The sequence below is a fragment of the Acinetobacter kanungonis genome, assembly GCF_009939195.1.
GTDB lineage: Bacteria > Pseudomonadota > Gammaproteobacteria > Pseudomonadales > Moraxellaceae > Acinetobacter > Acinetobacter kanungonis.
This window is the reverse complement of sequence record NZ_JAACKC010000010.1, coordinates 87366-101280: the sequence shown is the minus strand read 5'-3', so window position 1 is coordinate 101280 and position 13915 is coordinate 87366. Positions and strand designations below refer to the sequence as shown.

The window sequence follows — 13915 nt, the reverse complement described above, 5'->3', positions numbered from 1 at the left end:
AAGCACACAGGACTTTTTATGCAACAGGCTAGCGCAGCAGCGGCATTTCAATTGATTAACCCCAAAACACTTTATAATCCACGTCCTTTTGCCTATAGTCACATGGCTGAAGTTCAGCACTTTTCACGTATACTTCATATTTCAGGACAAGGTGGTGAAAGCCAACGAGGACATTTATCTAAAGATTTCGCAGAGCAAACGCATCAAGCTTTTGAAAATCTCACTCAAGCCCTTCAACATGCGCATGCTTCTGTTTTAGATATTGCAGTTTTAAGAATTCTGGTGGTTGATCATAGCCCCAAGAAGCATCAGTTTTTAATTCAGGAAATACAAAAGCGCTGGAAACAACATGATTTTCCTGCCTGCACACTGATTCCTGTTCCGTGTCTTGCCTTATCAGGGATGCTGATAGAAATTGAAGCAACCGCTTATTGCAATTAACCGAACAAGCCAAGGAACTTTATGAATTCTCCTCGTGATATTAGCCAAGACAAACCATTGCTATGGCTTATGGCTGTGGCTTGCGGTCTTTGTGCTGGTGCCAACTACTACTGCCAGCCTTTGATTCATTCGATTCAACAGTATTTTCATGTTCCCGAATCTCAAGTTGCCTTAACCGTGACCTTTGCCCAAGTGTCCTATGCACTGGGGCTACTGTTAATTGTTCCGATTGGCGATATGGTGAATAAAACCAAATTTATTCCGCTGCTGATGTTTCTGGCGGCAATTGGTTTGTTTATCTGTGCCTTTGCGGTCAACTTACCCATGCTGTGGCTCGGGACCAGTATTGTCGGGCTGTTTTCTGTGGCGGCTCAGGTGCTGATTCCTTTGGCAACCATGGCGGTTAAGCCTGAGAAAACAGGCGAAGTGATTGGTTTTTTAATGAGTGGCTTATTGGTCGGTTTACTGCTTTCAACCAGTTTGGCGGGTTTACTGTCCAATTTGTTCCACTGGAAACTGATTTACATCTTAAGCGGCATCTCGATTTTGATTTTGGCTTTTTTACTCCAATCTCGCTTGCCTTATGTAATGTCGTTCAAGATGAGCTATCCGCAAGTATTTCAGTCCATGGGGCAATTACTTAAGCAAGAACGCCGCTTGGTGTTACGTTCGTTGATTGGCGGTTTTGTTTTTGCCGCCATGAGTATTTTATTTTCCACCATTGCGCTGTTACTTACGTCAGAAACCTATCAATTGCCTGATGTACTGGTCGGCGTCATCCCGCTGATTGGGGTTTTCGGTGCGCTTTCGACACAATATGTCGGGAAATTGGCAGATCGGGGCTATACCACAGTACTGACGTGGACAGGTTGTGCCATCATGGCAATCAGTTGGTACTTCCTATACTTAGGTGGGCAGCATCTGTTGAATTATATTATTGGCTACGGTCTGATTAACTTAGGCTTAGCCGTAGTACATAGCAGCAATCAGAACATTATTTTCCGTATTCGTCCCGATGCGAAATCGCGGATTAACTCGATTTATATGACCATGTATTTTATTGGCGGTGCCTGTGGTTCTGCATTGGGAGTCTATGCTTGGCATCATGGTGGATGGAACATGAGCTGTCTAGTGGGAATCTTGCTGGTGCTTGGTGCAGCGATTTTTGCATTGATTGATTTACTCAGCTACAACAAACCGCTGAGTCCACATAAGCCTATTTAGTTTTACATTAAGATTACCTTGCCCTATCGCCTTACATTCAGCTATAGGGCAAAAATCTAAAATGAATCAAGAGACTTGCATCACTGGATAGAACGGTTTGTCCGTATCTAACAGTTCGGCATTTTCCAGCAAGATATACATAAAAATTGGAATCAGGCTCGACAAAATATTACAACCATCCGCAATATAGCGGCGGTTCACGACACTGTTATAAGTCACACCACCCTGCAAAATCTGATTGCGCAAGGTATTTAAACGGGCGAACAGAAAAGCCAAGATCTCTGTAATTTTTCTGCCCTGCAAGGCCTGATGCACCACACGCTGCTCGGCTTCAAACTCGGTTTTCCACGATGCCTGACTGATTTTATGATTGTGATAATCCCAAAAACCCTGATAAATATAAGGATTATCTAGAAAGACCTGAATGGTTTGCTTGCATTTATGTCCCAGCACATAGTCAATTTTATGTTCACGATCCAACTGGCTTAGCCAGCCTAAAAACTGTTTCACCCCCTGCTGCGGTTGCAGCACAGCACCTTCACGCGCATAAATGGCATTAAAGGCAATCCACAAACTAATAAATTTTAAATCGAGATCTTCATCCAACAGCATCGCTTTCTTGAACCAACTAATCCCACGATGGAGTCGTAGATTAAAAGCATCGGAATGTTCTGCTTTTTTATTTTTAAATACTTCTTCGAGTACTAACATATTCATCTCCATTTCTTTATTCTTTTCTATGTTTTTACCTTAACGAATTTAACGCTCGCGCTCAATCAAAAAACGCATATTCCCCCGTTCATTAAATCCGTTTGATTTGGAAAAAGCATTGTATATCAATAAAAAAACAGCCCAGCGAACTGGACTGTATGCATTTCGTCAAATCTATTTTATTTCTTTTGTGACAGTAAATTTTCAACCAATTTACTGAAATCTAGCGTGGTGGCTTTTTGTACAGGCGGGTAATCCATCAATGACTTCACATGCTCCCCAAGCAAGGCTTCTACAGGTTCACCCAACCATAATTTTTGCTGGGTAATTTCAGAGCGATCTGTGGTGCTATCAAATGACTCATATGGGTCCTGACGCAGGTTGAAAATCAATGGAATCTTCTGCTTTTGATAACCGTCATAATAGTTTTCACTGGTTTCTAAGTGAATCTTCCACTGGTTAATTCGAACTGCACGCAGCGTAGACTCATGGTAATACAGGAAATTATTACGCTTACTTTCAGCCGACTTACCTGTCCAGTAATCTAGGTTATTCACACCATCAATGAATTGCTTACGGTTGGTTTTCATATCCTCCACGACATTGGAATTACCTGCTACAGTTGCCAACGTGGTGAACAGATCCATATTGGCTTGAATCCCCGTTTTGACTTGGCCAGCAGGAATGTGTCCAGGCCAACGAATCATCATTGGAACGCGCACGCCCCCTTCATAAGTCGTCATCTTCTCGCCACGGAAAGGTGTAGTTCCGCCATGGTTTTTGGCACTGTGTTCAGGACCATTGTCGGTGGTATATACAATGATGGTGTTATCCAACACCCCCATCTTTTTCATTTCATCCAGCACATGACCGACTTGCATGTCATGCTCAATCATGCCGCTACCGTACAGATCTTCTTCAGAGGTGGCTTTTGCGGCTAAATAACGATGCTCAGGACGTAAATGTGTGAACATATGCATACGACTTGGGTTTAACCAGACAAAATTTGGTGCGACTCAAACCTTTGGTGGTGCCATTCCCACACCGACCTATGATCGACTTGCGAAAAATGGTCTGAAATTTAACAACTTCTATACTACCGCCCTCAGCTCCCCATCTCGTGCTGCGCTCATTACAGGGCGTAACCATCACGTTGGTGCGACGGGGATTATTATGGAGCTGTCCACCCCTTATCCTGGTTATCACAGCTTAATGTCGAAAAGCGTAGGCACCATTGGGGAAATCTTGACTGACAACGGTTATGGAACTTCTTGGTTTGGTAAAAACCACAATGTACCCGACTGGCAAACCACACCTGCGGGACCTTTCCAACTGTGGCCAACGGGCTTAGGCTTTGAATATTTCTATGGATTCTTGGGTGCAGATGCACATCAATTCCGACCCGCACTCTTTGAAGGCACCAAAGCGCTTGATCCATACTTAGGTAAGGAAGACTCCTATATTTTAAATGAGGACTTGGCCGACCACGCAATTAAATGGATTCAAATGCAAAAAGCCGTCAATCCCGACAAACCATTCTTTGCTTATTACACGCCAGGGAGTGCGCACGCCCCACACCATGCCTCCAAGAAATGGTTAGACAAGTTTAAGGGCAAGTTTGATATGGGTTGGGATGAACTCCGTAAACAAACTTTCGAACGTCAGAAAAAGATGGGGATCATTCCTCAAAATTCCGTACTGAATCCAACCCCAGAGATTTATGGTCGATTTGCAGATCTATCCCCTGACATGAAAAAAGTGGTCTCGCGTGAAATGGAAGCCTATGCGGCGACCCTTGCAGAAGCGGATTACGAAATTGGACGTGTGATCGATTCCATTGACAAAATGGGACAACTGGATAATACCCTGATTATCTACATTCAAGGCGACAACGGTAGTAGTGCGGAAGATCCATCCCCTGAAGGCATTGGGATGACCAGTGAAACCAATCTAATTGCCAACCATATTCCGAATGATAAGCAATATATGATTGATCACATTGATGAATTTGGTGGTCAATGGATGCAAAACCACTTTGCGCGTGGTTGGGCACATGCAATGAATACACCATACCAATGGGACAAAAAAATTCCTTCGCATCTTGGTGGTACCAAAACTTCAATGGTGGTGTCATGGCCAGCACGCATTAAACAAACTGGGCAAATTCGTAGCCAATTTGTCCACATTACCGACATTGTGCCAACCATTCTTGAAGCTGCAAAACTTCCTGCACCAAAAACCATTAATGGCTTCCAGCAAGTGCCGATGAATGGCACCAGCTTTGCCTATACCTTTGACAGTGCTAAAGCACCTGAACGTCACAAAACACAATACTTTGAAATTATTGCTAACCGCGCCATTTATAATGATGGCTGGATGGCAAACACCACACCAGTGATTGGTCCTTGGAGTAATGAGTTATCCAAAAAACCTGCCTCTCCTCTTGACTACAAATAGGAACTCTACAATTTAAAAGAGGACTTCACTCAATCTAAAGATTTATCGAAACAGTATCCTGAAAAATTAGCTGCAATGCAGAAACTGTTTATGCAAGAAGCGGAGAAAAATAAAGTCTTCCCACTGGATGACCGTTATGTAGAACGTGCTGAACCACAAAACCGCCCACAACATAATGTGGGACGTACTTCTTATACCTATTATGAAGGTACTACGCGTATTACCGAAGGTATGGCGCCAGACATGAAGAACCGCTCTTATAGCATCACAGCCGATGTGGTGATTCCTGAAGGTGGTGCGAATGGTATTATGATGACCCAAGGTGGATTCTTTGGGGGGAATGCCTTCTTACTGATGGATGGCAAACCGACCTTCCTCTATGCACGTTCACTCACGCCTGATCAGAAATTTAAAGTACAGGCGCCAAACAAATTATCGGCAGGTAAACATACCTTAAAAGCTGATTTTGTCTATGACGGCGGTGGTACGGGTAAAGGCGGTACAACCACCATTTATGTTGATGGTAAGGAAGTTGCCAAAGGTCGCATTGATGGCACTGTGCCTGTCCGTGTCAGCCTTGATGAAACTCTGGACATTGGCGAAGATACAGGTACACCAATTGTGCGGGATTACAAAGTACCATTTAAGTTCACAGGAGAACTCGAAAAAGTCGTGATTGATCTTAAATAGTTATTCCTTCCGTCAGGTTTCGACCTGACGGTTTTCCCCTCCAGTAAAAGATTCAACACTTCCTCTCCATTATTATTCACCTCAGTTATTGAGACTTAAAATTCAAATAAAAAATTATCCTCGTCTAAAACACATGGTGAGGTTTGTTGTGCATGATGCAGTTGTCTCGTCAGGTTCATTATAGAGCTAAGAGAAAGATCGCCAATAGATATAATCCGTTCCCTGCAATCTGTGGTTAGGTCGTAATGAGGCGATGCCTTAATCATCATGAAACTGAATTGGTGGGAATATTTTCCGAATGACCTCCAACTGAAAAATATCACTTCGACTGTAGTGTCCCGCGACATCGAGACTTCTACGTGCTTTTGCTGCCGCTGTAGGATCAATGTCGACATAGAGCAGTCGTTCTTCACCACCTAAAGGTTCCGAGATGCACTTGCCGCCTGGCGCATAAACACTGGCATTGCCTGGATTGATACACTCTGATTCATCAGGAAAAATCTTCTCACGATACGGAAAGTTGTATGGAATATCTTTGCCGTAGATGCAACTCGCTACTCCAATGACGTAACATCCGCCTTCTCGAGCAATATGCTGTAACGTGCTTTGCCATACATCACTACTGTCCCAAGTTGGCGCTAGATAGATATCAACTCCTTGTGCGTAGAGAGAATATCTTGCGAGCGGCATATAGCTTTCCCAACAGATGAGCACACCCACTCTCCCAACAGGAGTATCTACAACGCGTAAGCCTCGAGCATCACCAATTCCATGAATCATTCGCTCTGGATTGGTGGGCATTAACTTGCGGTGCAAATTCAGTAACTCACCTTCATGGCTAATCAGCGCGTTACTGTTAAAGATCGTCGCCCTTGAGAAATCTCCCTCTCGCTCATTGAATCCAATACTCAATGAAATACCACAATCCTTTGCTGTTTGGAGAAGTGGCGACAATTCACCTGCGGAAACATCTACTGCATTTTCTAATAATCTGGCATGGATATCATTGTAGCAGCCCATATCTGCACCAGGCTTGAGCCGCCACGACCAGCTTGGATAGCCAGGAATAAAACATTCTGGGAGCACCAGCAGTTGTGCCTCACTGTTCGCTGCCTGCTCAATCAGCGAGACCGCTTTAACAATCGAAGCTTCTTTGTCTAGAAGAATGGGGGCAACTTGAGCTACAGCTATTTTCTTCATAGCGACTCCAGCAAGTGAGTGATGACTTAGGTGCTTTAACTAAAGTTATTCGGCACATTTGCCATCTTATTAAAATGGAATACAACGACTACTTTTAATAATTTGCTTGTTATTTACTCAAAATTATTTACTACAATGTATATCTCCCGCCAGTCAAATTACTCCATCTGATCTCTTAGTTTGCAACAAGATATGCAGCAATGATCTGAGCATTTTTAAATCCTCACCATTCAATACGCTGAATTTATTTTTGTAATGATGTGATGTTCTTGTTTCAACCCAAGTCGATAAACCTTTCCCTTATTTTCATAGCTGACTGCACGATAGACTCCTTTCTTTTCCTCTACCTCTGAATAATGCAATTACCAATTAACAAAACCCTAGCGGCTATTTCTTGCCTTTTTATCGTATTTTTTGCACTATAGCGACCCTTCATCTCGTTAAATTCTGTTGTGCTGGTCTTCACATTTATCTTTGTCGTGTGGACAGCCCATTCTGATAGGTTCTTTCATGTCTGAGTTAAAACCGAACGCTGATATTTCCCAGCTTCCGCGTATATCTGTTGCCCCGATGATGGATTGGACCACCAAGGACTATCGTTTTTTTGCACGCTTGTTTAACCCGAATGTGATTCTCTATACCGAGATGGTGACCACAGGTGCCATTTTATTTGGCGATGCCAAACGTCATCTCGACTTTAACAATCAAGAACACCCGATTGTGTTACAACTGGGTGGCTCGAATCCGAAAGACCTTGCCACCTGTAGCAAAATGGCGCAGGACTGGGGCTACGATGAAATTAATTTAAATGTCGGCTGCCCAAGTGACCGCGTACAGAACAATAAAATTGGCGCATGTCTCATGGCAGAGCCAGACTTAGTCGCAGAATGTATTGCAGCAATGCGTCAAGCCGTCGACATTCCTGTGACGGTAAAACACCGTATCGGGATTGATGACATGCATTCTTATGAAGAAATGCTGCAATTTGTCGATACCGTGGCGAAAACGGGCTGTAATAATTTTATTGTACATGCCCGTATTGCTCTACTTCAGGGCTTATCGCCAAAAGAGAACCGTGAAGTTCCGCCTCTACGCTATGAAGATGTATATCGTCTGAAACAAGAACGTCCAGAACTGCTGATTGAAATTAACGGCGGCATTAAAACCTTTGCCGAAACACAGCAACATTTACAACATGTGGATGGCGTGATGATTGGTCGTGAAGCCTATCACAACCCGTATTTACTGGCAGAACTTGGACAACTTTGGCAACTGGATGCACCAGACCGCTTTGAGATTATGGAGCAAATGCTGCCTTATATTTCGCAGCGCATGGCAGAAGGCGCGCCATTGTCGATTTTAACTCGTCATATTCTCGGTCTATTTCAGAACTTGCCTGGTGCACGCAAATGGCGTCAGGCACTGAGCGGTGGCAATGCCAAAACTTTTGCTGATGTTGAAAATGCAATACAAAACATTAAAGAAGCCATGAAGCGCACCGAAGATTACCTGATTGAACATCAAGTACAACCTTAAGTTCTTTACTTGAATAAAAAGCCCAATTTGAAATTGGGCTTTTTATTTTCTAAGGTTAGCTATTTTTGATTTACATCACGGAACCGACAGTGGTCGACAAGGCCTTATTCTCAAACTCACAAGAAGCCGCGTCTGGCACATCGCCTTTACGCTGCGCAGTCTGATATTCCTTCTGTGCTTTTGCCAAATCTTTTAAAAACTGTTTTTGCGTATGTAACTGCGCCACAGTCATGGCCGCCATATTTTTACCTTCAATGATGTCGCTTTGCCAATGCACATTACACACCAAGCGACTTTCGGCAAAAGCCCGTCCACGTAGGAAAATATGATTGGCACGTTGCGGCGCAATTTCACTCATGATCAGTGCCCAGCCCCAACCAATGGTCGAATGTCCCGATGGATAAGAACCATCCGTGGATAATTTTTCTTTGTTCTCATCATAAGTGATGCCGTACTTTTCACGGTCTGCGGCTGAAATTTCACAGATGCCCTGACCATTACTCATAAAAGGTCGGGCACGTTGATATTTGTTTTTCGCTGCATAGGAAGATAAGCCCAAATCCACCAAAGAAGTTTCTAACATTTTATAAATGGTCGGGGTCTTTTCTTTGCTAATGTTGACATTGGCTGAGCAAGAAAAGGCGTTGATTGCACTTGGTGGATACAAATTACTGTCATAACCAGCTTGCACCCAGCGGTCTGAACCATACAGCATCAGCGCATTTTTATTGACAAATTCATCATTGGCTTTGGTCACAGAGCCTTCAGCAGGCGGCGGCGGTAAAATCAGTGCGCTATCAACAGTCGATTCGGTTAAATAGCCCTGATGTTTGGATCGTAATTCTTTTTCATAAGTACTCATTTCAGCATGTGTCGCAGCGGTTGCCAAGGCCAAAAGCATGAAACCTATGGGTCTAATCATTGTCATATCCACCTCTGTTCTCAGTTTTTTATGTCGTTCTTTATCGTTTTTACATATAGATTCTGATTCGAATCAATTTTTAATCAACATAGCATAATTTGGGGGACAAGCGTGATATCCCCCTAAGAACAGCACTTTTATTATGTAAATTTTTTAGTGGCAAGCTCAATGACTATTAACGTTTGGCTTGAATCGCTTCTAATTTTTTCAGCACTTCAGCCACTGCAATCATGGCAAAACTTGAGGTCACCACCACTGCCGAACCATAGCCACCACAGCGTAAGCCTGCACTTGGGCAAACATCGGCACTGGAGAAAGGATTATCAATTGAATACACGCAGGTAATCCCGAATTTTTCTTTCGGTTTTTTGCAAATCCCTTTTGAACGTAGCTGTGCACGTAACTTAGCTAACATCGGGTCTTGTTCGGTTTTCGATAAATCCGCAACACGGATTTTCAGCGGGTCCAGTTTACCGCCTGCACCACCCGACACAATTAACGGAATTTTATTAAAACGGCAATGTAACATCAGCGCCAGCTTGGCTTTGACATCATCAATACAGTCCAGAATTAAATCAGGTGCATTGCTTAACAGCTCTTTGACATTGTCTGGCGTTAAATAATCATCAATCAGGTTAATTTTAATTTTCGGATTAATTGAGCGACAACGTTCCGCCATCACTTCAATTTTTTCACAGCCCAAAGTTGAAGTCATGGCTGGCAATTGACGGTTAATATTCGATGCAGCAACCACATCCATATCCACCAAGGTTAACTCACCCACGCCTGTACGTGCCAAAGCTTCTACAGCCCATGAACCGACCCCACCAATGCCAATCACCATGACATGACTTTGTTCATAGCCTTGAAATGCTGGTTCTCCATAAATTTTAGCGACGCCCGCAAAACGGCGTTCATATTCATCATCTTGGAGTAAATCAGTCATAGGGAGATCAAATCGGAAATAGAATCGCGGCTATTTTATCAAATTCAATTTAAAAGTTGCGGATTAATATGCGGTCCATGCACTGGGAATCTGGATGGCATCGGCCTTATTGCTCTTCAAGACATAAGTCTTGCGCTGATTCATCGGTAGCTGATCTGAAGATGGCGACAAGCTCCGCATATAGTGATACTTCATGCGCCATGTCTGTGCTTGTAGATATTCGATATTCAGCACCAATTTTTCCAGATCATGGCAATGTTCGCCTGACGTCGCATAATCTTGCTCTGAAAAACAGGCGCGAATCATCCTTGAGACTGAAAATGGAATATTCTGAAAAATCTGTTGGTAATGCCCTCGCGGCTTGAGTTGTAAAAAGTCTGCCACTTCTTCGGTCATGCCGCCACCCGAGTACATTTCGTCCCAACGTTGAATCAGGGCAATGCTGTAATCTGTTTCGTTAATAGGAAATAACACAGGATAGAGGTGTAAAGCATCGGTGCGGAGAAAATTACCGTATTGATCCAGTAATTCCTCTTTTTCCGCAGGGCCATCAACCGTCCAATGTGGTGTTTGACTAAGCGGTTGATAGGCTGAAAAATCCCAATCATTGCCTAGTTGATAACGCTGCGCATTTTTCTCTAATTCAAACAGTTTCAATTTTGCAATCAGATAATGTCGTTTGGCATCATTCGGGACTTGATAGAGTTGCCATGTCGCATCAGGTTCGCAGGAAATCTTGAGCTGAGTACACAGGCTTTGGCGCTGTGACTGTGTAATGGGTTGTGCTTTTAAAATTAAGGCTTGAGGTTTTGCATAGCCCCAAGCAGGAAAAATACAGATGCAAGCTGCCAGTAAAAATTTCAACATAAAAAGGATTTTAAGATTATATTTTATCTATGAATGATACCAGAGCCTGAGCAACATAGACTCTGGTATCAGATGCTGAAACAGCGCCTCATGCTAACTCGCAATGAGATGACGTAATACATAATGCAGAATACCACCCGCTTTAAAATATTCCACTTCATTCAGGGTATCTATACGGCACAACACGGGGAATGAATCGCGCGAGCCATCGGTACGGGTCACTTCTACTTCAAAGGTTTGATGCGGTGCCAAATCATCCGACAAGCCTAAAATTGAAATACATTCATGTCCAGTCAGATTGAGACTGTGACGATTCTGATCCGACATAAATTGCAACGGTAGCACGCCCATCCCGACCAGATTTGAACGGTGAATCCGCTCAAAACTTTCAGCAATCACGGCTTTGACCCCAAGCAAATTGGTGCCTTTGGCAGCCCAGTCACGGGAAGATCCTGTGCCATATTCTTTGCCTGCAATAATCACCAGAGGTGTACCCTCTTGTTGATACAGCATGGCCGCATCATAAATGGCCAGTTTCTCGCCACTTGGAATATGCAAGGTGTTGCCGCCTTCTTCTCCACCTAGCATTTCATTCTTAATCCGAATATTGGCAAATGTGCCGCGCATCATGACTTCATGGTTGCCGCGACGCGAACCATAAGAGTTAAAGTCTTTCGGCTCGACGCCATGCTCTTGTAAATAGCGCCCAGCAGGACTGTCCTTTTTAATGTTCCCTGCAGGAGAAATATGATCCGTGGTCACGGAATCCCCCAACACCGCAAGAATCCGAGCATGTTCAATATTGTGCAGCGATTTGAGCGGTTGCCCAATCTCTGAGAAAAATGGCGGATGACGAATATAAGTCGATTGCTCATCCCACGCATAGGTTTGACTTTGCGGAATTTGAATGGCTTTCCAATTGGCATCCCCCTCAAATACTGCGGCATATTCTTTATGGAACATGTCCGTGTTAACTTTCTGCAACACCTCATCAATTTCTGCCTGACTTGGCCAAATATCTTTTAAATAAACCACTTCCCCATTGGTTCCATGTCCCAACGGCTGTGTGGTTAAATCCAAACGAATATTGCCCGCGAGACCAAAGGCAATGACCAAAGGTGGAGAGGCTAGCCAGTTGGTTTTGACCAGAGGATGTACCCGTCCTTCAAAATTACGGTTACCCGAAAGAACTGATGCCACATTCAGGTCATAACAATTAATGGCTTCTTCAATTGGCTCAGGCAAAGGACCAGAGTTCCCAATACAGGTGGTACAACCATAGCCCACCAAGTTATAGCCCAACTGATCTAAATAAGGCGTTAAACCCGCAGCGTTCAGATAATCCGTCACCACTTTCGAACCCGGCGCCAAGGAGCTTTTCACCCACGGTCTACGCTGTAATCCTTTCTCAACGGCTTTTTTAGCCAGCAAGCCTGCGGCCAACATCACACTCGGATTGGAGGTATTGGTACAGGAGGTAATCGCAGAAATTACCACATCGCCATGCACCAAGGGATACTGCTTGCCATCAATCTCACAAAACGCACTTTCATGGGTGATATTGGCTTTTTGCGCATCGACTGCGGTACCACCACCTTCATTTTCCAAGCGAGATTTATCTTCTTTTTCGGGTTTTAAACTGAGTGCCATCAAGGCATCAAACGTTCCCGGCACATCTGCCAGCAACACCCGATCTTGCGGGCGTTTCGGACCTGCGACACTGGCCGCCACGGTCGACATATCTAGGCTTAGGGTATCGGTAAAGACAGGTTCATCTCCCGCATTGCGCCATAGCCCCTGCTCTTTACAATAGGCTTCGACCAGCGCAATCCGCTCATCGGTACGCCCTGTTAAACGCATATATCCCAGCGTTACCTCATCAATGGGGAAAAAGCCACAAGTGGCACCATATTCAGGGGCCATATTGGCGATGGTAGCTCGGTCTGCTAAGGGTAAATCTGCCAAACCATCCCCATAGAATTCGACGAATTTCCCCACCACGCCTTTTTGGCGCAACATTTGGGTAATGGTCAACACCAAATCGGTGGCGGTAATGCCTTCACAGAGTTTGCCTGTGAGTTTAAATCCGATCACTTCGGGAATCAGCATGGAAATCGGCTGTCCCAACATGGCGGCTTCAGCTTCAATCCCGCCGACGCCCCAACCCAAAACACCCAGACCATTAATCATAGTGGTGTGCGAGTCTGTGCCGACCAAGGTGTCTGGGAAGGCAAAGGTCTGCCCTTCCGATTCACCCAACCATACCGCTTGCGCCAAATATTCCAGATTGACCTGATGGCAAATCCCTGTGCCTGGGGGAACCACACTGAAGTTATTGAACGCGGATTGTCCCCAACGCAGGAACTGATAACGTTCGCCATTACGTTGCATTTCAATTTCGACATTTTCAGCAAAGGCACGCCCACTGGCAAAATGATCAACCATTACCGAGTGGTCAATTACCAAGTCCACGGGAGATAAGGGATTAATCATATTCGGATCGCGTCCCGCTTGGGCAACTGCGGCACGCATAGCGGCTAGGTCGACCACGGCAGGCACACCAGTGAAATCCTGCATCAAGACCCGTGCAGGGCGATACTGAATTTCCTGCTCCGAGCTTCGGGTTTGCTGCCATTCCACAATGGCCTGAATATCTTCATGCTTGACCGTTACGCCATCTTCAAAGCGCAATAAATTTTCCAGCAGGACTTTTAGGGATTTGGGTAGTTTGGCAATATCACTCAATACTTGTGTGGCTTGCGCCAAGCTAAAGATTTGATAGGTTTGAGAACCGACGGTGAATGTTTGTAAGGCATTAAAGCTATTGATTTGACTGTACTTTGCCATAGGTGGATCCTCCAGCCTGTATGACTTGATTTGATCAATTATTATTCTAATAATGTAGGCGAAATCCGACGCGC

12 protein-coding genes are annotated in these 13915 nt (G+C 44.4%); 5 read left to right on the top strand and 7 right to left on the bottom strand.

All coding sequences use genetic code 11. The features are described from left to right. The first annotated feature begins 18 nt into the window (after positions 1–18). Positions 19–441, top strand: a complete 423-nt coding sequence (locus GWK51_RS15470) for a RidA family protein (protein WP_161934387.1) — start codon at positions 19–21, stop codon at positions 439–441. 21 nt (positions 442–462) lie between these two features. After that, on the top strand, positions 463–1665 hold the full coding sequence (locus GWK51_RS15465) for an MFS transporter (RefSeq protein ID WP_161934386.1): 1203 nt from the start codon (positions 463–465) through the stop codon (positions 1663–1665). Positions 1666–1731: 66 nt separating this feature from the next. Here the strand turns inward: GWK51_RS15465 and GWK51_RS15460 are convergent, their stop codons facing one another. After that, positions 1732–2376: a HEPN domain-containing protein gene (locus GWK51_RS15460; protein WP_161934385.1), complete on the bottom strand. Its 645-nt coding sequence runs from the start codon at positions 2374–2376 to the stop codon at positions 1732–1734. A gap of 179 nt (positions 2377–2555) precedes the next feature. Next, complete coding sequence (locus GWK51_RS15455; protein ID WP_235941167.1) at positions 2556–3350, bottom strand: sulfatase-like hydrolase/transferase; 795 nt, start codon at positions 3348–3350, stop codon at positions 2556–2558. Here GWK51_RS15455 and GWK51_RS15450 point away from each other — a divergent pair. Then, positions 3343–4833: an arylsulfatase gene (locus tag GWK51_RS15450; RefSeq protein WP_161934384.1), complete on the top strand. Its 1491-nt coding sequence runs from the start codon at positions 3343–3345 to the stop codon at positions 4831–4833. The genes GWK51_RS15455 and GWK51_RS15450 overlap by 8 nt on opposite strands. Before the next feature lie 75 nt (positions 4834–4908). Continuing rightward, the gene (locus GWK51_RS15445; RefSeq protein ID WP_161934383.1) at positions 4909–5523 is read left to right on the top strand and encodes a hypothetical protein; all 615 of its coding nucleotides are present in this window, start codon (positions 4909–4911) and stop codon (positions 5521–5523) included. Between the two features lie 258 nt (positions 5524–5781). On the opposite strand, the gene GWK51_RS15440 is transcribed toward GWK51_RS15445, so the two are convergent. Further along, entirely contained in the window at positions 5782–6723 is a 942-nt protein-coding gene (locus tag GWK51_RS15440) for a carbon-nitrogen hydrolase family protein (RefSeq protein WP_161934382.1), read from the bottom strand. A 510-nt stretch (positions 6724–7233) separates the two neighbouring features. On the opposite strand from GWK51_RS15440, the gene dusA reads away from it, so the two are divergent. Next, a complete protein-coding gene (dusA, locus tag GWK51_RS15435; RefSeq protein WP_161934381.1) occupies positions 7234–8259 on the top strand; it encodes a tRNA dihydrouridine(20/20a) synthase DusA in 1026 nt (341 codons plus the stop codon). Between the two features lie 70 nt (positions 8260–8329). Here the strand turns inward: dusA and GWK51_RS15430 are convergent, their stop codons facing one another. The 4 genes from GWK51_RS15430 to acnA all read right to left on the bottom strand — a co-directional run bounded on the left by GWK51_RS15430 (position 8330) and on the right by acnA (position 13841). Further along, the gene (locus GWK51_RS15430; protein WP_161934380.1) at positions 8330–9181 is read right to left on the bottom strand and encodes an acid phosphatase; all 852 of its coding nucleotides are present in this window, start codon (positions 9179–9181) and stop codon (positions 8330–8332) included. Positions 9182–9356: 175 nt separating this feature from the next. Next, positions 9357–10127 (bottom strand): tRNA threonylcarbamoyladenosine dehydratase, encoded by a 771-nt coding sequence (locus GWK51_RS15425; protein ID WP_161934379.1) that lies wholly within the window; start codon positions 10125–10127, stop codon positions 9357–9359. A 63-nt stretch (positions 10128–10190) separates the two neighbouring features. Then, a complete protein-coding gene (locus tag GWK51_RS15420) occupies positions 10191–10994 on the bottom strand; it encodes a hypothetical protein (RefSeq protein ID WP_161934378.1) in 804 nt (267 codons plus the stop codon). Positions 10995–11087: 93 nt separating this feature from the next. Then, entirely contained in the window at positions 11088–13841 is a 2754-nt protein-coding gene (gene acnA / locus GWK51_RS15415; protein ID WP_161934377.1) for an aconitate hydratase AcnA, read from the bottom strand. Between the last annotated feature and the right edge of the window lie 74 nt (positions 13842–13915).

Coding starts and splice junctions, on each gene's coding strand:
- GWK51_RS15465 (WP_161934386.1), top strand. CDS start 463: ATGAATTCTCCTCGTGATATTAGCCAAGACAAACCATTGCTATGGCTT.
- GWK51_RS15470 (WP_161934387.1), top strand. CDS start 19: ATGCAACAGGCTAGCGCAGCAGCGGCATTTCAATTGATTAACCCCAAA.
- GWK51_RS15430 (WP_161934380.1), bottom strand. CDS start 9,181: ATGATTAGACCCATAGGTTTCATGCTTTTGGCCTTGGCAACCGCTGCG.
- GWK51_RS15425 (WP_161934379.1), bottom strand. CDS start 10,127: ATGACTGATTTACTCCAAGATGATGAATATGAACGCCGTTTTGCGGGC.
- GWK51_RS15420 (WP_161934378.1), bottom strand. CDS start 10,994: ATGTTGAAATTTTTACTGGCAGCTTGCATCTGTATTTTTCCTGCTTGG.
- GWK51_RS15440 (WP_161934382.1), bottom strand. CDS start 6,723: ATGAAGAAAATAGCTGTAGCTCAAGTTGCCCCCATTCTTCTAGACAAA.
- dusA (WP_161934381.1), top strand. CDS start 7,234: ATGTCTGAGTTAAAACCGAACGCTGATATTTCCCAGCTTCCGCGTATA.
- GWK51_RS15455 (WP_235941167.1), bottom strand. CDS start 3,350: ATGTTCACACATTTACGTCCTGAGCATCGTTATTTAGCCGCAAAAGCC.
- acnA (WP_161934377.1), bottom strand. CDS start 13,841: ATGGCAAAGTACAGTCAAATCAATAGCTTTAATGCCTTACAAACATTC.
- GWK51_RS15460 (WP_161934385.1), bottom strand. CDS start 2,376: ATGTTAGTACTCGAAGAAGTATTTAAAAATAAAAAAGCAGAACATTCC.
- GWK51_RS15445 (WP_161934383.1), top strand. CDS start 4,909: ATGCAGAAACTGTTTATGCAAGAAGCGGAGAAAAATAAAGTCTTCCCA.